Raw genomic sequence first — 18964 nt, 5'->3', positions numbered from 1 at the left:
GCGCTAGAGAGCAGTGCTCATAGGCTGGAAAGCACTGTCGCCCTCTCTGTCTGTGAACCTGCCTTTAGAGCGTCTTAAAAAAGAACGTTTCCAGCGTTACATGGAAATCAAGTGTATTCATTCAGCTGTTCTGGATGGATAAAACAAGGTGGTACCACGGAAGCATGACCCTTTCGTCCTTTATGGATGAAGGGGTCTTTTATTTTTCAAAAGGAGGGAACGTTAAAATGAAAACATTGTTTATCGGAGCCGGTTCGATGGCATACGCTTTATTAAGCGGAGCCATTGATGCTAAGGTTTTGGAAAAAGAAGAAGTGTATATTATAAACCGGGCCAACCACCAGCGATTAACAGAGGTAATTGAACATTTTGGTGTAAACGGGGTAAAAGGCCGTCTCCCTTCAAATGAAGAATTTGATGTGGTCATCCTGGCCATGAAGCCAAAGGATTTCCACGATGCAGGACCGGCAATAAGGAGTTTCCTTTCCCCGGGCACACTCATCATCTCTGTATTAGCCGGGATATCAATCAAGCATATTCGGGAAACTCTTGCGTTTAACGGGGCCATTGCCAGAGCCATGCCAAATACGAGTGCTGCACTCGGAAAGTCAGCAACCGCCGTCACCTATAATGACTTTCTTTCAGACCGGCAAAAAGAATGGACACTGACATTTTTTCGTTCCGTCGGCTTATCCGTTGAGGTTCCAGAAGAGCAGATGGATTTGATCACAGCGGTATCGGGCAGCGGTCCCGCTTATATTTATTATGTCGCAGAGCTGCTTGAAAAAGCGGCAACGGATCTCGGACTTGAGAAGGAGCTTGCCCGGGCATTGATTACGCAAACCATTGCGGGTGCATCCAAAATGCTTGAAGATTCAGGCCTGGAAGCCGCGACACTGCGCAAAAATGTGACCAGTCCAGGAGGCACGACAGAAGCAGGCATATCCGTTCTTGAAGAATACGGTGTCAGTGAGGCATTTTCAAAATGTGTGGATTCTGCCATGAACCGTTCTCAGGAAATGGGAAAAGAATTGATTGTAAATCAAATGAAGTAAAATCTTGAAAAGCAGATTTCTTTTCACCTGTTATTTCAGGTTGATATAATCAAATAGCACGAGTATTTAGGAACTCGAAATAACTTGCCGAAAGGAGATACGTTGTTGAAAACAAAATTGTTCGAACCATATACCCTAAAAAATGTTGGCCTTAAAAACCGTATTGTGATGGCACCTATGTGCATGTACTCTTCCCACAATGAAGATGGAAAAATAGAAAACTGGCACCGTACGCATTATATAAGCAGGGCCGTCGGCGGTGCAGGATTGATTATACAAGAAGCAACCGCGGTCACCCCGCAGGGCCGGATTTCACCTCAGGATCTCGGCATTTGGAGCGACGACCACATCGAAGGGTTAAGCAAGCTAGTAGCCTTGATCAAGGAACAAGGAGCAAAAACCGGGATCCAATTAGCCCACGCCGGCAGAAAAGCAGTATTGGAGGGTGACATCATCGCTCCTTCTCCGATCCCTTTTAATGATGACATGAAGACTCCTCTTGAAATGACTTCTGAGGATATTCAAGAAACCATTACGGCATTCGTGAAAGGAGCAGAAAGAGCAAAGAAAGCAGGATTCGATGTCATCGAGATACACGGTGCCCACGGGTACCTCATCAACGAATTCCTTTCCCCGCTATCGAATAAAAGAACCGACGAATATGGAGGTTCAGCCGAAAACCGCTACCGCTTCCTTCGTGAAGTGATCGACGGAATAAAAGACGTATGGGGGGGTCCTCTTCTCGTTCGTGTGTCAGCAAAAGATTACCACGGGGACGGGTTGGATGTTGAAGATTATGTTGCATTTGCCAGATGGATGAAAGAGCAGGGAATCGACCTTATCGATGTCAGCTCGGGAGCAGTCGTCCCAGCACGAATACCGGTTTACCCTGGTTATCAGGTTAAACTTGCTGAAACCATAAAGAAAGATGCCGGCATCCCTACTGGAGCTGTAGGACTAATCACGTCAGGACTTCAAGCAGAAGAGATCCTTCAGAATGAACGTGCTGACTTGATCCTGCTCGGCAGAGAGCTGCTTAGAGACCCATACTGGCCTCGCAGCGCCGCGAAAGAATTGAAGGTAGAGATCCAGGCTCCGAAACAGTATGAGCGTGGATGGTAGATAGAAAAGCGGAAGTGGTCGTTTTGCTCCCTTTGAAAAATGTTCTTCGGCTTTAGAGGCGCTTTTTGCCTCAAAAGACGAAGGTAAATTTTCAAACGGGAGCAGACCACTGGAGCTGGACAGATAGAAAAGCGGAAGGGCTTTGGTCAGAGGAGGGTGGCATAAGACGAAGCGGCCGGGAAGGCGCTCTTTGCCTTCTTGGACGGTTTGGCTTATGACATGTGCCTCTAAGCCCTGGAGCTGGACAAATAGAAAAGCGGAAGCGCTTTGGTCAGAGCCGGGTGGCACACGAAGCGGCCTCGTTATAAACCGAGCAGGTATGCTCGGTTTTTTCTTTGGATAAGTATTTGAAACATAGGCTTATTTAGAATCATTATTAAAAGATCATAAATTTCAGTTTAGGATCATAAATCTGGAAATAGGATCATATATTTACAGATAGGATCATAAATCCTGAAACGGGATCATATATTTCCAAAAAAGATCATAAATCCGGAAAGAAGATCATAACTGCTTCCCCGCCCCACTCCATTCAACTTCCACTCTGTGAAAAAACCTAAAAAACCAATTAAAGACTGTAAAATAGACGCATATATATTCCCGATCTTCTGATTTCAAACTCAATCATCCAAAAAAGCATGCTTGAAGGCCGTCTTTGCCCATCAAGCATGCTTCATTAATGAATCAGAAATATCAAAATCAAACTATCTTATAATCAATGGTTCGTCAAGACTCCCAAACTCGTTCCACCCTGCCCTCATCCACCTTCACCCGGTACACATCCGGGTTGGTCAAAGCAAACAATTCTTCGAATCCATATTTTTCGTCAAAGTAACGGAGAAATAAAGTAGTTAGGTTGCCATGGCTCACAACGACGATGTGATCTTCTTTTCTTTTGACCACATCCCTTATAAAAGAAGCAGCACGCCCCATTGCCTGTTCATTTGACTCTCCCCCTTGAAGGGCAAGAGAAAAATCCTCGAAACTTTTCCGGAGCTTTTCCTTCCAGTCGATAAAATCTGTTCCACTCAATATTCTCTCACCCAGCCGGTCATCTTCTTGAATTGATATGCCGGTCCGTTCAGCAAATGGTGTAATCGTTTGACGGGCTCTTTTAAAAGGGCTTGAATAGATCGCTTCAACCTGGTATTTCTCCAAGAAAGAAGCAAGGCGGTGTGCCTGCACCTCTCCTTCTGCAGTCAATGATGCCTGATACGGCTGGCCTTCAGCTTTGGCATGACGTACAATATAGATGGTTTTCATGAACTGATCTCCTCTCTCCTATTTTTTCAAAGGGATGGTGTGCTCCATAAAATCCTTTGCAATATAGCTGTCAGGAAAGATTTCTCTAGCTTCTTTTTGCAGCTCCGGCCACGATTCTTTAGCGAACCTTGAAGAAATGTGAGTCAGGAACAGGACATTTACTCCGGCTCCCAGCGCAGTTTCTGCTGCCTGCTTGGTCGTTGAGTGGAAGTATTCATATGCCATCTCTTCCTGTTCTTTATTGAATGTAGCTTCATGAACCAGTACATCCGCGGATCGTGCAAGCTCGTAAGCATTTTCACACGTGCGGGTGTCGCCGAGAATCGTGACAACACGTCCTGGGATAGATGGCCCAATGTAGTCATTTCCATTCACGATGCTTCCATCATCAAGTACTACCTCTTCTCCAGCCTTCAATTTTTTATAAATGGGTCCCGGTTTTACCCCTCTTTCCTGAAGGCGGTCCACCTGAAGCTCCCCGCGCTTATCTTTTTCCTCAACTCTGAAGCCGAAGGTCGGGAGTCCATGCTCAAGTTCCCTCGCTTCCACTCTGAAGCCTTCATCTTCAAAGACAATTCCTTCTTCTATTTCCACTACTCGAAGGGGATACTTCAGATGGGTTTGGCTGATTGATAAAGAGACTTCGATGAACTCTTTGATGCCCTTTGGTCCATAGACTGTAAGCTCTGACTCCCCTCCCTGAAACGATCTGCTTCCAAGCAAACCAGGAAGCCCGTAAATGTGGTCCCCATGAAGATGGGTGATAAAGATTTTCTCGATTCTTCTAGGTTTCAAACTAGTATGTAAAATCTGGTGCTGCGTTGCTTCCCCGCAATCGAAAAGCCAAACGGCACCTCTTTCTTCCAATAATTTCAAAGCGATACTTGTCACATTGCGGAGCTTAGCCGGTACTCCAGCTCCCGTGCCCAAAAATAACAATTCCACATTTCTTCACTCCTACTGCAGTCGGTGATACATCTATCATAGCATATTTATCCGCGAACCTAGCGCAGCGAAGCATTAGGTGGCATATTCATATGTGAAAGTTCCACTCTTACATACATTTTTGCGATCAGGTTATAAGATTAAAGATTTAAGCCAACATAAAGACGACGATCTTTCGTCAGATTAGAACGTGAATTTGTGAAATGAGTGGTTAAAACCTAAATCATTCATGATTTCGATAAGATCACCTTCAGAAAAAAAGTTTATCAGCATATGATTTGCTAAATGCTCGGTTAATCTTTAAAATTATATAATTGTAATAGATAATAAATAGGAAGAAACATTCTTTTAAAACAGATCAGCAACAAGATAAAGTGAGGTCATGACTGTGAAAAATACTAATACACCCTCTTCTCTGATCACTATTTTCGGAGCTACAGGGGATTTAGCAAAAAGAAAACTATATCCATCTCTTTATCACTTATTCCGTAAAGGAAAAATCTCTGAACGATTTGCTGTCATTGGTGTCGGACGCCGTGACTGGTCAAATGAAGATTTTCAAGAGCATGTTAGAACATCTGTACATAACGCTTTAGGTAATGATGAAAACATCGATGGATTCGTTTCTCATTTTTACTACCAGCAAAATGATTTATCAAACAGTGAATCCTATCAGGCACAAAAACAATTGTCGGAAAAATTGGATGAACATTATCAACTCGAAGGAAACCGCATTTTCTACTTGGCAATGGCTCCTGAATTCTTCGGGACCATCACGGAACAATTAAAGACTCAAGGGTTGACAGATACGAATGGATTCCAGCGTTTAGTGATCGAGAAGCCATTCGGTCATGATTTGCCATCGGCTGAAAAGCTGAACAGTCAAATTCGTGAATCCTTTACAGAGGATCAAATCTATCGTATCGACCACTACCTTGGTAAAGAGATGGTGCAAAATATCGAAGTGATCCGTTTTGCCAATGCAATGTTCGAGCCGTTATGGAATAATCGGTATATCTCAAACATCCAGGTGACTTCTTCTGAAGAATTGGGTGTTGAAGAACGCGGACGATATTACGAAAAAAGCGGCGCGCTGAGAGACATGGTGCAGAACCATATGCTTCAAATGGTTGCTCTCTTGGCCATGGAACCGCCTATCAAATTGACAACCGACGAAATCAGAAGTGAAAAAGTCCGTGTTTTGAGAGCTCTTCGTCCATTTGAATCAGAAGAAGTGAAGGATTATTTTGTACGCGGACAATATGGACCGGGCACTTCAAAAGATCAAACTGTGGATGGATATCGTGAAGCTGAAAACGTGGACGACTATTCCAATACTGAAACATATGTAGCCGGTAAACTGATGATTGATAATTTCCGCTGGGCAGGTGTGCCGTTCTATATCCGGACAGGGAAGCGTATGGCTACCAAGTCGACGAAAATCGTGATTCAATTCAAAGATATCCCGATGAACCTTTATTATAATACAGACAAGCCATTAGCGCCGAACCTGCTGGTTATACACATTCAGCCGGAAGAAGGCATCACCCTTCATCTGAATGTGAAGAAATCCGGCCAGAACATTGAAACGACGCCGGTTAAATTAAATTTTGCCAATACAAGTGTAGATGGAATGAATACACCTGAAGCATACGAAAAACTTCTGCATGACTGCATGCGTGGTGACGCCACTAATTTCACTCACTGGGATGAAGTGAAACTATCCTGGGCGTTCGTTGATAAAATTTCAGAAGTATGGGAAACGACGCGTGATGAACAGTTCCCTAACTATGATTCAGGTTCGATGGGACCTAAGGCTGCCGATAATCTATTGGCGAAAGATGGATATTACTGGTGGCCAATCGCCAATTTAGATGTAGAACAATGCTAATGAAAGTGTTATAAATCATACAAAAAGCCCCGCTGAATCAGCGGGGCTTTTGCTTGTATTCTTATTTCATCCACTCCGTATGGAATGTACCCTCTTTATCGACACGCTGATACGTATGCGCACCAAAGTAGTCACGCTGCGCCTGAATCAAATTGGCAGGCAGTGTTTCAGTACGATAGCTGTCGTAATAAGAAAGCGCCGCTGAGAAGCCAGGTACCGGTACACCGTTTTGAACGGCAACAGAGATGACCTCGCGAAGCGCGTACTGATAGCTTTCCACGATTTCCTTGAAGTAAGGATCCAATAATAGATTTGCCAGACTTGATTCGCGGTCATAGGCTTCCTTGATCTTTTGAAGGAATTGAGCGCGGATGATGCAGCCTCCCCGGAAAATCATTGCGATATCACCGTATTGAAGGTTCCAGTCATATTCGTCGCTAGCTGAACGCATTTGAGCAAATCCTTGAGCATATGAACAAATCTTGCTCATATAAAGGGCTTTGCGGATGGATTCAATAAGAGCTTCTTTATCACCTGTGAAAGCAGATGTGTCAGGACCTTTTAATATTTTGCTCGCTTTGACTCTCTCATCTTTGATAGCTGAAATAAAGCGTGCGAATACGGACTCTGTGATGATTGGCAGGGCTACCCCTAGATCAAGGGCACTTTGGCTTGTCCATTTACCAGTACCTTTTTGACCGGCTTTATCAAGGATGACATCGACCATCGGCTTGCCTGTTTCATCATCTTTTTTCGTGAAGATATCGGCTGTGATTTCAATCAGATAGCTGTCCAGTTCTCCTTTATTCCACTCAGCGAAAACTTCGTGAAGTTCTTCTGCGCTTAGTCCGAGAACGTTTTTCATAAGGAAATAAGATTCTGCAATCAGCTGCATATCACCATATTCAATTCCGTTATGGACCATTTTCACATAGTGACCCGCACCATCGGGACCGATATAAGTTGTACAAGCTTCACCGTTTACTTTAGCAGCGATATCTTTCAGGATTGGAGCCACAAGCTCATAGGCTTCCTTTTGACCGCCAGGCATGATTGACGGGCCGGTTAATGCCCCTTCTTCCCCGCCTGATACACCTGTGCCGATAAAGTGAATACCGGATTCACTTAATTCATGATTGCGTCTTCTTGTATCTTCGAAAAATGTGTTACCTCCATCAATCAGGATATCTCCCTTCTCAAGGAAAGGTTTCAATTGATCGATTGTGGCATCCGTTGCTTTACCCGCTTTTACCATAAGAAGTATTTTTCTCGGTTTTTCCAGGGAATTTACGAATTCTTCAATTGTGTATGTAGGGACAATCTTCTTTCCGTTTGATTCATTTACCATTTCATCCGTTTTTTCACGGGAACGATTATAAACAGACACAGAATATCCTCTGCTTTCAATATTCCATGCAAGGTTTTTTCCCATTACTGCTAATCCAATAACACCGATTTCTTGCTGAGACATTTCAGTCAACGTCCTTTCTGTGCGAGTTTTGTTGTTTATAGAAATCATTTATTATTTCTTAAACACGGTAGACAATCCCTTTCAATCTAACAAGAATACGCTGCCGATGCAAATAATCCGTTTCTCTGATCCCTTACTTGATCGTCTCCATATGTTAGAATGCCCATTAATCCCTTAAAAAGTCCTTATTAAAACTTGTATCCTGCTTTGAGTCATAGGAAGCTTTCTTCCCTTTCCCTTTAACTCCCTTAGAAATGGAATCCTTACCGAACTTTTCCTGCAATTGAGAAAGGACGTTGTATAACGGCTCGTCTTTTGCGGCGCTTTCAAAAGAGAAAAGATCCAGCTGCTCTGTTGCTTCATTTTTCTCCATTAAATCCTGTACGGTCACTCCAAGGAGCCGGACGGGATCTCCATTCCAGTGTTTGACAAACAATTCCTTGGAGTAAAGGAAGAGGTCCTCTTTTTTTATGACAGGGTTTTCCGCCTTCCTGCTCCTTGTAATGGTTTTCCGGTATTTATCACGTATCATGATCTGGACTGTCATCCCTACAACATCCTTCTGCTGCAATCTTTGGGATACTTTGGCGCATAGCCTGTCAATGGTGGAAAGGAGTTCACTTTGATTCGTGGTATCCTTTGGGAGGGTTGTCGAATTCCCTACACTCTTATAATCATAAATCGAATCAGGGTCGACCACTCTTCTGTCAATGCCATTTGCACGTTCTTTTAAACGCAGCCCGTTGATTCCCAATAAGGATTTAAGCTGGATATCGTTTGCCTGCGCTAAATCTTTACACGTTTTCAGACCAATACCGTTCAGCTTTTCAGCTGTTTTCGAACCGACTCCATGCATTTCGATTACTGGGAGCGGCCATAGCTTCATGGGTATATCCCGTTTTCTAAGAACAGTTATCCCCATGGGTTTTTTCATATCTGAAGCGGTTTTTGCAAGAAATTTATTGGGAGCTATCCCGATAGAACAAGGGAGGTCCAATTGATTCTTAATTTGGTTTTGAATGGAGGATGCTATTTCCAGCGGGGTGCCTTTTTCATATGAATCTGTAATGTCCATATAGCCTTCATCGATGGAAACCGGCTCTACTAGGTCAGAGTATTGTCTTAAAATATCGAACATACCTTTCGATGCAGCCCGGTAACGATCGAAATTAGGAGTTTTTATGATCAGGTTGGGGCAGAGTTTCTTGGCTTCCCAAAGAGGCATAGTCGTTTTTACCCCGAAGCTTCTTGCTTCGTAGCTGCATGTAACGATAATGCCTTTTCTCTCCTTGGGGTTGCCGGCAATCGCCAAAGGCTTTCCTTTAAGGCTGGGGTCGAAAGCCATTTCAACCGATGCGTAAAAGCTATTCATATCGACGTGAAGAATGACTCTGCCATTCTTGGGATAATGTGAATTCATGCTATCGCGTCTTTCATTTCATTAGTTTTGTGAGATTTTTTGATTGTGAACATATTCCTTTATTTCTTTAATACCTTCCAGGCTGTCCACTAAAACCTCCGGATCAATCTTTGTGATCATACGATTTTCCAGATTGATCACACCATTGAAATATTTGGTCTTTGAATAAGCAAGCAGGCCGACGTCTGTAATGGAGGCATCTGCAACTTCAAGGATTTCTTTTGCTTCTTTTACCAAGAGTCCGATTTGAAGGGTTTCAGTATGTACTACAATCAAGAATAATCCTTCTTCGGTGTTTAATGTTTGATTGTATAGAATGGAGGCCAGATCCATTACCGGGATAAGTTCATTTCTAACTTTAACTAAACCGAGAACGTATGAAGGCAGGTGTGGAATCGGGTTTATGTTACCAAGTTTTTCGATTGAAACGACATGTTCTATCGGCAGTGCATACTCTTCCCTGCCGGCATGGAAAACGACTACTTTTGTCATCATTGGTGATGTCCCCTCTCAACTCTTTGTTTATGTTACTTCTAATGTACCATATTTAAACAAGTTTGGAGCGTTTAAGAGTTTGATTTATAAAATAAGAGCCCGTTAACAGTTATGACTGTTAACGGGCTCTTTCTCTTATTCAGCTACTTCCTGGATGACCGCTACGACCATTTCAGCAAGTTTATTCAGTTCTTCCACCGGCATTCTTTCATTTTTTGTATGAATCTCTTCGTATCCTACTGCTAGGTTTACGGTTGGTACACCGAAGCCTGCGATGACATTTGCATCACTTCCGCCTCCGCTTGTCAGCAGTTCACTCGGGCGCCCGATTTTCTTGGCAGCACGTTTGGCAACTTCAACGACTTCGTCTCCGTCACTGAATTTGAATCCTGGATACATTACCTGAACTTCAACTTCAGCTTTTCCGCCCATTTCTTCTGCAACTGTTTCAAATGCACTCTTCATTTTTTCTACTTGTTTTTCCATTTTTTCAGGGACTAATGAGCGTGCTTCCGCTAAAATATCAACTTGCTCGCAAACGATGTTTGTTGCTTTACCGCCTTCAAAACGTCCAATATTGGCCGTTGTTTCTTCATCGATGCGGCCAAGCGGCATTTTAGCGATCGCTTTAGCCGCAATCGTAATGGCGGAAACACCTTTTTCTGGTGCAACCCCAGCATGAGCGGTTTTACCGAAGATCGTTGCAAGGATTTTTGCCTGGGTAGGAGCGGCAACGATAATATTACCGACCTTACCATCAGAATCCAGGGCAAATCCATATTTAGCTTTTACAAGAGAAGAATCCAGAGCTTTTGCACCTACAAGGCCTGACTCTTCCCCTACAGTTATGATGAATTGGATATCGCCGTGAGTAATATCCTGTTCTTTCAAGACAGTGATCGCTTCAAGCATCGTTGCAAGTCCTGCTTTATCATCCGCTCCTAGAATCGTCGTTCCGTCTGAATAAACATAACCGTCTTCTTTGACCGTTGGTTTGACCCCTTTGGCAGGAACAACCGTATCCATATGAGAAGTGAAATAAATTGTATCGACGCCTTCTTTGTTTCCTTTCAGATTACAGATCAGGTTGCCAGCACCATGTCCGGTCACACCCATGGTGTCATCTTCATACACATCGACACCCAGGTCTGTAAACTTTTTCGTCAATACCTTTGCAATTTCTGCTTCATCTTTCGTTTCCGAATCGATTTGAACCAATTCGAGAAATTCATTCAATAAACGTTCTTGATTTATCATTCGATAGACCTCCACAATATGTATTCACTGTTCTAGTATATCGTGAATGTGATAACCGGACAAATAAACTTCCTTAAAGAGGGATGTTGCCGTGTTTTTTCGCAGGTCTTTCTTCTTTTTTGTTTCTCATCATTTCAAGACCCTGGATAAGCTTGATGCGCGTTTCGCGCGGGTCGATGACGTCATCAACCATTCCGCGGGACGCTGCCACGTAAGGGTTTGCGAACTTTTCACGATATTCTTCGATTTTCTGCTCACGAAGCTCTTCAGGGTTTTCGCTACCGGCAATTTCCCGTGCAAAGATGATATTTGCAGCTCCCTGCGGACCCATGACGGCAATTTCTGCATTCGGCCAGGCAAATACTAGATCGGCACCGATCGACTTACTGTTAAGAGCCACATAAGCCCCTCCGTATGCCTTCCTTAAAATGACCGTCATCTTTGGCACGGTAGCTTCTGAATAGGCGTATAGGATTTTGGCACCGTGGCGGATAATCCCTCCGTGCTCCTGCTTGATCCCCGGGAAGAAGCCTGTAACGTCTTCAAATGTAATGAGGGGGATATTGAAGGAATCACAGAAACGGATGAATCTGGACGCTTTATCGGAAGAATCAATATCCAATCCTCCTGCCATGAACTTCGGCTGATTACAAACTAGTCCTACCACTTCACCTTTTATGCGGGCCAGGCCTACCACGATATTCTTGGCAAATTCCTTTTGAACCTCCATGAAGCTGTCTTCGTCCACGATTTCATTGATGACTGTACGGACGTCATATGGACGGATTGCATCGAAAGGGATGAGGTCCGTTAAATCGGCCCGGTAATCATCTTCTTCGGATGCTTCAAGGCGAGGAGGCTTTTCCTCGTTATTTTGCGGTAAATAACTTAATAGCCTGCGCACCTCCAGAAGGACCTCTTCTTCAGTCTTTCCTCTGAAATGTGCGTTTCCGCTTATCGTATTGTGGACCTTCGCACCACCCAGGTCTTCAGAACTGATTTTCTCCCCCGTAACGGTTTCGATCACCTTGGGACCTGTGATGAACATCTGGCTTGTATCATCGACCATGAATACAAAATCCGTAATCGCAGGGGAATACACGGCTCCGCCTGCACAAGGCCCCATGATGACTGAAATTTGGGGAATCACTCCGGAGTAGATGGAATTACGGTAGAAGATATGTCCGTAACCGTCAAGTGAGACCACTCCCTCTTGGATACGCGCCCCTCCTGAATCGTTCAATCCGATAAAAGGTGCACCGTTTTTGACGGCCAAATCCATGACATGGGCAATTTTCTTCGCATGCATTTCCCCAAGTGCCCCTCCAAATACGGTGAAATCCTGAGAAAATAGATAAATTGGCTTCCCGCCTACTTTCCCATATCCGGTGACTACCCCGTCCCCTGGTCCATTCACTCCATTCAACCCAAAATCCGAACATCTGTGCTCAATGAATGGGTTCAATTCAACGAAGCTCCCCGGATCTACCAGGATGTCAATTCTTTCCCTTGCTGTCAGCTTCCCCTTCTCATGCTGCTTATCGATTTTTGCGTCCCCGCCTCCAAGTTCTACTTCTCTTCTGCGGTCATACAATTCATTAATCTTTTCATAAATATCCATTATGCATGATCCTCCTTGATGTATGATTTATCACAAAGTTCGTACAGCACGCCATTTGATGATTTTGGGTGCATGAAGGCGACCATCGCACCGCCTGCCCCTTGTTTCGGGGTTTCATTGATCATTTTCACACCTTTGTCACGCAATTCCCGGATTCGTTCCTCGATTCCTTGTACTCCGAAAGCAACGTGATGAATTCCTTCGCCTCTTTTTTCGATGAATTTCGCAATGGGACTTTCTTTATGTAGTGGTTCCAGTAATTCGAGTTTAATATTTCCTCCATCAATAAATGCCACTTTAACTCCCTGGGATGCAACCTCTTCAAGTTTCAGCAGCTTCAATCCAAGCGTTTGTTCATAAAATGGAAGAACTTGTTCAATTGATGATACCGCTATCCCGATGTGATCCACTTTGTTCATTCTTACCATCCCCTAACTATGTTCTGCTTCCCACTCTCTAATAATTCGATTCGGGATGTCGAAAATCCTCCTTATTTAACGAATTATTAAAGCGTTTTCTTAAAAGGGACAGGTTGTATTCTCGAGGTATAAACGATAAAATATTCTTATAAAACAATTCTATGTTCTACTGAAAGAATGGAGAGATTCTATTGGGTAATAAAAAGATGCAAAAGATTGTTGTATATTTAATGTTATTTGCGATGATTGCCTCCACAATAATGGCTGGCCTAACATTTTTACTATAAGCTGGGAGCTAAACAAAAAAAGGATTTGCCCGCCGACATTGTCGAAGAGCAAATCCTTTTTTTATTTCAATGCACCATATTCCTTCCCTAATTCCTGAAATGATTTTGATGTTTTCACCACTAAAATCTTCGTGCCTATGGGCACCCTGTCATAGATGAATTCTACATTTTCATTCAGCATCCTGATGCATCCGTTGGAAATGTACTTCCCTATGCTTGAAGGCTGATTTGTGCCGTGGACGCCGTAAATCCTTCCATCCGTTCCTTCCGCATCAAAACCGATCCACCTTGACCCCAGCGGATTCCTGGGGTCGCCGCCCGGGATGTTTTTCTTGCGATAATATGGATTTTTCGCTTTGACAGTTACGTTGAAAAGGCCTTCTGGTGTTAAGTCGGTGGTTTTGCCGGTTGCTACGCCATATGTACCGGCAATCTTTCCATCGTTGATAAAAGCCAGCTGGTTGGTTTCTTTATTTACGATGAGAAACGGATCCCCGGGCAGGGGATTTCTACCCAGCGGCCAGATTGGAGAAGCCATCAGCAAAATGGCAAGAAGTATGCGCATTGCTCGTATCACCCTTTATATTCGATCTTAGGTGTAGTGTACTTCTCTTTTGCTTTTCTCATTCTTTTGAATGCCTTTAAAGGAGCTTTTTATCAACAGATACTGTTCCATCTCCTGCACAAACTGATAAAGGGCCGCACGTACTTCGAATTCCTCCCGAGTTTTCGGCAAATCCATTTGCTCAAATTCCACTTTTAAATCATATAGTTTCTTCAGGTAAAAAAGTGCGGTATTACCTGGGTGTATATGCTGGCTCAACTCTTCCAGAAATTGGGCTATTTTCTTACCTTGCTCGACTCTTATCGAGATCGAGGCAGCAATCGGGAGAATACGCTGCAGAATCTCGAACTGCTTCTCCCTCATTTTAAAGTAAAGATAATACAAGTCTTCATGACGAAGAAAATGGTTCTCCACATCTTTGAAAGCAAGGGTTTTTGCTTCTTTTAATAAATTTTCTGTTTCGGTGATTTCTTTTCCATCCCAGTCACTGCGATTGGTTTTAAGATGGTTGATCAGTTCACAAAAAATTTTATAAAAGTTCTCTTCGATTTTTTCCTGATACTCAGCCAGTTTATTTTCCACACTCGGCATATACAGGTTCATAATCAGTGCGATGCCGATACCGATCACAATGATCCCCATCTCATTCCTGAAGAGTCCCAGTGTTACATTTCCCGCGGAATACACATGGAGGATGATGACTGAACTTGTAACGATTCCTTCTTTTATCCGCAGTGAAACCGTTACAGGGATGAAGACGAGAAGCAAGAGACCGATAACAATCGGGTGGTAGGCAATGAATTCAAAGAATGCTGCAGAAAATAACATCCCGATTACACAAGCGATAAAGCGGCTGGAGGATGCCTGCACGGATTTTTTCTTTGTGTTTTGAATGCAAAGGATGGTCAAAATTCCCGCTGATACGAAATTATCAAGCTGAAACAGTTGGGCGATACTGATCGCCAGGGCAGTCCCGATCCCGGTTTTAAGTGTTCGATATCCTATACGGAACATGCTTCTTTCTCCTAACAGTTAAAATGATTCTTTAAGAATACCATATAGAAGCATTAACAAAAAAGACCTGCCAGAGAATGCGCTGACAGGTTTTTTGTCTATTTATTACACTTCTTCACAATATTCGTCAAAGTAGGATTGCAGTTTGTTCACAACCGACATTGGATCGTGACCTTCGATTTCATGTCTTTCTACCATCGTCATAAGCTTACCATCTTTTAATAAAGCGAAAGATGGTGAGGATGGCGGGTAGCCGGTAAAATAACTGCGCGCTTTAGCCGTTGCTTCTTTATCCTGGCCTGCGAACACTGTAACCAATTGATCCGGTCTCTTATCGTAATGAATGGCATGAGCCGCTGCAGGACGGGCAATGCCCCCGGCACATCCGCAAACTGAGTTGATCATGACAAGTGTCGTACCAGGCTTAGCGAAAGCTTGGTCCACCTCTTCTTCTGTTGTTATTTGTGAATAACCAGATGTCTCCATTTCCTGACGGGCCTGGCGGACGATATCGTTCATAAATAAATTGAAATCCATATCCATTGTTGGACTCTCCTTTTCACTGCTCTTTGTTCTTTATCATTCTCCACTGTTCACGAAGTTTGATGTACCACCATCATAACAAGTTTTGGCCTTTATTTTCAATTGAAAATGATTGTTCTCGTAAACAATTGAATGCTTTATAAAATAGTTCTGTTAATACCATTGGTGATTTCCGTGCAAGACTTCGCTTTCCGCGGGCGGTTGGTGAGCCTCCTCGTCACTGCGTTCCTGCGGGGTCTCACCAGTCTCGCTTTCCCCGCAGGAGTCTTCGTCTTGCACTCCAATCTACAGCTGGAACGAGTTAAGATAAAGTTTTGTAGAGATCCAAAATAGAGAGTAATAAATTATGTCCTCTCTAATCATCTGCAATTTTTCAATAAATCCATAGAATATCTTGGAACTTAGGCATTGACTTCAACTAATTAACAGTATCAAGACTGCCTGTAAAGATGTAGCAGCTCCTCGATTGCCTTCGAAGTGGTAAGGGCACCGATTTTCACCTTTTCTTCCATATGCGGAACGGCAGGCTTTATTTTTTCATCGAGGAAGAAATCTGATAGGATACGGTCTTTTAGCATGGTGTAGAACCATTCTTTCTTTTGAAAGGTCCTCCTGTCCTGAAAACTGCCAATTTCTTTTGTAGTCTTCTCAAATTCTTTTATGACACCCCACAACTCAATCAGACCTCTATTCTCAAGGGCTGAGCATGTATATGCCTTTGAAGTCCATCCTTTTGTCGCCGGTACGAGAAAGTGGAGAATCTGGTTGAGTTCCCGTCTCGTTTTTTCGGCGAGTGGCTTATTGTCTCCATCCGCTTTATTGACGACCATAGCATCGGCTAGTTCCATGATGCCTTTTTTCATCCCTTGCAGCTCATCTCCCGCTCCGGTGATGGCGAGCAAAAGGAAGAAGTCAACCATTTGTCTGACCATGACTTCACTTTGCCCGACACCTACAGTTTCAATGATGATGATGTCGTAACCGGCCGCCTCGCACAAAAGCAGGGTTTCATTCGTTTTACGGTGAACACCTCCGAGCGTTCCCGCTGTCGGTGACGGCCTGACAAAGGCTCTCGGGTTCTTTGACAGCTGCTCCATCCTTGTTTTATCCCCTAAAATGCTGCCCCCGGATAAGGAAGAGCTTGGATCGATTGCAAGAACCGCTACAGAATGCCCCTGGTTGCACAGCATCTCTCCAAACGCCTCGATAAATGTGCTTTTTCCGGCCCCCGGGACTCCCGTGATACCGATCCGGAGGCTGTTCCCTGTATGGGGCATCACTTCCCCGAGAAGCTCTTGCCCGCATTCATAATGATGGGCGGCATTGCTTTCAATTAAGGTGATGGCCTTTGCCAGTGAGTTGCGATTTCCATTCAGAATCCCTTCCTTCAATGTTGGGATGGAAATCGGATCCTGGTTTTTCTTCACAAATCTCCTCTTTTTCTCCGGGTGTTGTGCGTCCATTATTCGGTCACTTCCTCATAACCGAGTACTTCGTAAATCTCCTCTATCACTTTCTGTGCGGCGACCGGAATGATCGTGCCCGGCCCGAATACGGCCGACGCACCGTTGTTCAGCAGGAATTCATAGTCCTTTGCCGGAATGACGCCTCCTACTACAATGAGTATGTCCTCTCTTCCAAGTTTTCTGAGCTCGGCCGCCAACTGCGGCAAGAGGGTTTTATGGCCGGCTGCAAGTGAACTGAATCCGATGACATGAACATCATTCTCGACCGCTTGAAGAGCTGTTTCCTCCGGTGTTTGAAACAGCGGACCGATATCAACATCAAATCCCAGATCGGCAAAGGCCGTGCTGATTACTTTCGCACCTCTGTCGTGCCCATCCTGACCCATCTTGGCAATGAGGATACGAGGCCTTCTCCCTTCATTCTCCAAGAATTCCTCCGTCATTTCCTGTACGACTGAAATTTCGTCTTCATTCGAAAAATTTGAGCTATACACGCCGCTGATACTCCTTATAGTCGCTTTATGTCTGCCTGATACTTTTTCGACTGCATCAGAGATTTCACCAAGCGTGGCTCTTACCCGTGCAGCCTCTACAGCCTTTTCAAGAAGGTTTCCTTCGCCCGTTTCCGCGGCTTTCGTCAATGCGTCCAGCGCTTTAACAACTTCCTCTTCGTTTCTCTCTTCTTTCAACTTCTGTATTCTCTCTATCTGTTTTTGCCTTACAGCTGTATTATCAATATCGAGTGTTTCAATATCATCCTCTTTATCCAAACGGTACTTATTCACTCCGATGATCGATTCTTTACCTGAATCTATCATTGCCTGCCTTTTCGCTGCTGCCTCCTCGATCCTCATCTTCGGAAGTCCTGTTTCGATCGCTTTCGTCATTCCGCCAAGCTCTTCGATTTCTTCTATATGCTCCCAGGCTTTCTCCATAAGCTGTTTCGTCAAGGATTCAACATAATGGGATCCTGCCCAAGGATCGATGACTTTTGTAATTAACGTCTCTTCCTGGAGGTAAAGCTGAGTATTACGGGCAATACGGGCTGAAAAATCGGTCGGCAGCGCTATCGCCTCATCCAGTGCGTTTGTATGAAGCGACTGGGTATGGCCCATCGCCGCAGCATGCGCTTCAATCAAGGTACGGGTCACGTTGTTAAAAGGATCCTGCTCGGTCAGGCTCCATCCCGATGTTTGAGAATGCGTGCGCAGCGCCATTGACTTAACATTTTCAGGAGCAAAGGATTTCATCATTTGCGCCCAGATCCTTCTTGCGGCACGCATTTTCGCAACTTCCATAAAATAATTCATTCCAATCGCCCAAAAGAATGAAAGCCTTGGGGCGAAAGAATCGATATCAATACCTGCCTTCAACCCGGTTCTCACGTATTCAAGGCCATCTGCAAGGGTGTATGCAAGCTCGATATCGGCAGGCGCCCCCGCTTCCTGCATATGATAACCAGAGATACTGATGCTATTGAATTTAGGCATATTCCGGGATGTATATTCAAAGATATCCGCAATGATCTTCATCGATGTTCCAGGTGGATAAATATACGTATTCCTCACCATGTATTCTTTCAAAATGTCATTTTGAATGGTTCCAGAAAGTTGTTCCTGGGAAACCCCCTGCTCTTCTGCCGTCACAATATAAAAGGCAAGAATCGGCAGGACGGCCCCGTTCATCGTCATCGATACCGACATTTGGTCAAGTGGGATACCGTCAAACAGTATTTTCATATCAAGGATAGAATCGATTGCCACCCCTGCTTTCCCGACATCTCCCACCACCCTTGGATGATCGGAGTCATAGCCCCTGTGAGTCGCAAGGTCGAACGCTACCGAGAGGCCTTTTTGCCCCATGCTTAAATTTCTTCGATAAAAAGCATTACTTTCTTCTGCCGTTGAAAAACCTGCATATTGGCGCACCGTCCAAGGCCTGTTCACATACATGGTCGGATATGGACCTCTGGTGAAAGGGGCTAACCCCGGCAGATCATCACGATGGGGGATGTCCTTTGTATCTTCCTCTGTATAGAGGGATTTGACCGTTACATTCTCATTTGTTTCATATGTGTTGCCAGGAGCAGAAAAACTCCCCGCCGCCTTCGATTGTGAGTATGGATCCATT

The 18964-nt window shown here is 44.2% G+C and carries 17 protein-coding genes and 1 other annotated feature (1 of these 18 running past the window's edge); of the genes, 4 read left to right on the top strand and 13 right to left on the bottom strand.

What is annotated here, in order from left to right; all coding sequences use genetic code 11:
- Positions 1 to 184 (top strand) — a binding site (T-box leader); it begins 36 nt to the left of the window's first position.
- A gap of 43 nt (positions 185 to 227) precedes the next feature.
- Together proC and namA are read left to right on the top strand one after the other, a co-directional pair.
- The gene (gene proC / locus ACXAFV_RS08955; RefSeq protein WP_475125844.1) at positions 228 to 1055 is read left to right on the top strand and encodes a pyrroline-5-carboxylate reductase; all 828 of its coding nucleotides are present in this window, start codon (positions 228 to 230) and stop codon (positions 1053 to 1055) included.
- Positions 1056 to 1160: 105 nt separating this feature from the next.
- Positions 1161 to 2177 carry an NADPH dehydrogenase NamA gene (gene namA / locus ACXAFV_RS08950; protein ID WP_475125841.1) on the top strand — a complete coding sequence of 339 codons (1017 nt, stop codon included), beginning with the start codon at positions 1161 to 1163 and terminating at the stop codon, positions 2175 to 2177.
- Between the two features lie 726 nt (positions 2178 to 2903).
- Here the strand turns inward: namA and ACXAFV_RS08945 are convergent.
- Entirely contained in the window at positions 2904 to 3440 is a 537-nt protein-coding gene (locus ACXAFV_RS08945) for a histidine phosphatase family protein (RefSeq protein ID WP_475125837.1), read from the bottom strand.
- Positions 3441 to 3458: 18 nt separating this feature from the next.
- Positions 3459 to 4385, bottom strand: a complete 927-nt coding sequence (rnz, locus tag ACXAFV_RS08940) for a ribonuclease Z (RefSeq protein ID WP_475125835.1) — start codon at positions 4383 to 4385, stop codon at positions 3459 to 3461.
- A gap of 388 nt (positions 4386 to 4773) precedes the next feature.
- Between rnz and zwf the strand changes: the two genes are divergently transcribed.
- Positions 4774 to 6276, top strand: a complete 1503-nt coding sequence (gene zwf, locus ACXAFV_RS08935) for a glucose-6-phosphate dehydrogenase (protein ID WP_475125832.1) — start codon at positions 4774 to 4776, stop codon at positions 6274 to 6276.
- Between the two features lie 61 nt (positions 6277 to 6337).
- Here the strand turns inward: zwf and gndA are convergent, their stop codons facing one another.
- The 6 genes from gndA to mce form a co-directional block, all read right to left on the bottom strand.
- The gene (gene gndA / locus ACXAFV_RS08930; RefSeq protein ID WP_475125830.1) at positions 6338 to 7747 is read right to left on the bottom strand and encodes an NADP-dependent phosphogluconate dehydrogenase; all 1410 of its coding nucleotides are present in this window, start codon (positions 7745 to 7747) and stop codon (positions 6338 to 6340) included.
- Positions 7748 to 7913: 166 nt separating this feature from the next.
- Complete coding sequence (locus ACXAFV_RS08925; protein WP_475125828.1) at positions 7914 to 9167, bottom strand: DNA polymerase IV; 1254 nt, start codon at positions 9165 to 9167, stop codon at positions 7914 to 7916.
- 21 nt (positions 9168 to 9188) lie between these two features.
- Positions 9189 to 9662 carry a chemotaxis protein CheW gene (locus tag ACXAFV_RS08920; RefSeq protein WP_475125826.1) on the bottom strand — a complete coding sequence of 158 codons (474 nt, stop codon included), beginning with the start codon at positions 9660 to 9662 and terminating at the stop codon, positions 9189 to 9191.
- Positions 9663 to 9797: 135 nt separating this feature from the next.
- Entirely contained in the window at positions 9798 to 10919 is a 1122-nt protein-coding gene (locus ACXAFV_RS08915; RefSeq protein ID WP_475125825.1) for a M20/M25/M40 family metallo-hydrolase, read from the bottom strand.
- Positions 10920 to 10992: 73 nt separating this feature from the next.
- Positions 10993 to 12540, bottom strand: a complete 1548-nt coding sequence (locus ACXAFV_RS08910) for an acyl-CoA carboxylase subunit beta (protein WP_475125824.1) — start codon at positions 12538 to 12540, stop codon at positions 10993 to 10995.
- Entirely contained in the window at positions 12540 to 12959 is a 420-nt protein-coding gene (gene mce, locus ACXAFV_RS08905; RefSeq protein WP_475125822.1) for a methylmalonyl-CoA epimerase, read from the bottom strand. Before mce ends, ACXAFV_RS08910 begins: the two co-directional genes overlap by 1 nt.
- A gap of 206 nt (positions 12960 to 13165) precedes the next feature.
- Here mce and prli42 point away from each other — a divergent pair, with 206 nt between their 5' ends.
- Positions 13166 to 13246, top strand: a complete 81-nt coding sequence (gene prli42 / locus ACXAFV_RS08900) for a stressosome-associated protein Prli42 (protein WP_341982788.1) — start codon at positions 13166 to 13168, stop codon at positions 13244 to 13246.
- A gap of 61 nt (positions 13247 to 13307) precedes the next feature.
- On the opposite strand, the gene ACXAFV_RS08895 is transcribed toward prli42, so the two are convergent.
- The 5 genes from ACXAFV_RS08895 to scpA form a co-directional block, all read right to left on the bottom strand.
- Positions 13308 to 13811, bottom strand: a complete 504-nt coding sequence (locus ACXAFV_RS08895; protein WP_475125820.1) for a L,D-transpeptidase — start codon at positions 13809 to 13811, stop codon at positions 13308 to 13310.
- Between the two features lie 27 nt (positions 13812 to 13838).
- The gene (locus ACXAFV_RS08890; protein WP_475125818.1) at positions 13839 to 14825 is read right to left on the bottom strand and encodes an aromatic acid exporter family protein; all 987 of its coding nucleotides are present in this window, start codon (positions 14823 to 14825) and stop codon (positions 13839 to 13841) included.
- Between the two features lie 105 nt (positions 14826 to 14930).
- Positions 14931 to 15368: a BrxA/BrxB family bacilliredoxin gene (locus tag ACXAFV_RS08885; protein WP_475125816.1), complete on the bottom strand. Its 438-nt coding sequence runs from the start codon at positions 15366 to 15368 to the stop codon at positions 14931 to 14933.
- Positions 15369 to 15799: 431 nt separating this feature from the next.
- The gene (gene meaB, locus ACXAFV_RS08880) at positions 15800 to 16831 is read right to left on the bottom strand and encodes a methylmalonyl Co-A mutase-associated GTPase MeaB (RefSeq protein ID WP_475125814.1); all 1032 of its coding nucleotides are present in this window, start codon (positions 16829 to 16831) and stop codon (positions 15800 to 15802) included.
- Positions 16831 to 18963: a methylmalonyl-CoA mutase gene (scpA, locus tag ACXAFV_RS08875; protein ID WP_475126109.1), complete on the bottom strand. Its 2133-nt coding sequence runs from the start codon at positions 18961 to 18963 to the stop codon at positions 16831 to 16833. The genes meaB and scpA overlap by 1 nt, the downstream gene beginning before the upstream one ends.
- Position 18964 lies beyond the last annotated feature (1 nt).

Source organism: Rossellomorea sp. ABR4_012 (assembly GCF_056159545.1).
Note: the sequence above shows the minus strand (reverse complement) of the source record. Positions and strands in the feature narration are given on the sequence as shown.

Coding starts and splice junctions, on each gene's coding strand:
- ACXAFV_RS08925 (WP_475125828.1), bottom strand. CDS start 9,167: ATGAATTCACATTATCCCAAGAATGGCAGAGTCATTCTTCACGTCGAT.
- mce (WP_475125822.1), bottom strand. CDS start 12,959: ATGAACAAAGTGGATCACATCGGGATAGCGGTATCATCAATTGAACAA.
- scpA (WP_475126109.1), bottom strand. CDS start 18,963: ATGGATCCATACTCACAATCGAAGGCGGCGGGGAGTTTTTCTGCTCCT.
- prli42 (WP_341982788.1), top strand. CDS start 13,166: ATGCAAAAGATTGTTGTATATTTAATGTTATTTGCGATGATTGCCTCC.
- ACXAFV_RS08895 (WP_475125820.1), bottom strand. CDS start 13,811: ATGCGCATACTTCTTGCCATTTTGCTGATGGCTTCTCCAATCTGGCCG.
- ACXAFV_RS08890 (WP_475125818.1), bottom strand. CDS start 14,825: ATGTTCCGTATAGGATATCGAACACTTAAAACCGGGATCGGGACTGCC.
- ACXAFV_RS08885 (WP_475125816.1), bottom strand. CDS start 15,368: ATGGATATGGATTTCAATTTATTTATGAACGATATCGTCCGCCAGGCC.
- ACXAFV_RS08920 (WP_475125826.1), bottom strand. CDS start 9,662: ATGATGACAAAAGTAGTCGTTTTCCATGCCGGCAGGGAAGAGTATGCA.
- ACXAFV_RS08910 (WP_475125824.1), bottom strand. CDS start 12,540: ATGGATATTTATGAAAAGATTAATGAATTGTATGACCGCAGAAGAGAA.
- proC (WP_475125844.1), top strand. CDS start 228: ATGAAAACATTGTTTATCGGAGCCGGTTCGATGGCATACGCTTTATTA.
- ACXAFV_RS08945 (WP_475125837.1), bottom strand. CDS start 3,440: ATGAAAACCATCTATATTGTACGTCATGCCAAAGCTGAAGGCCAGCCG.
- gndA (WP_475125830.1), bottom strand. CDS start 7,747: ATGTCTCAGCAAGAAATCGGTGTTATTGGATTAGCAGTAATGGGAAAA.
- ACXAFV_RS08915 (WP_475125825.1), bottom strand. CDS start 10,919: ATGATAAATCAAGAACGTTTATTGAATGAATTTCTCGAATTGGTTCAA.
- meaB (WP_475125814.1), bottom strand. CDS start 16,831: ATGGACGCACAACACCCGGAGAAAAAGAGGAGATTTGTGAAGAAAAAC.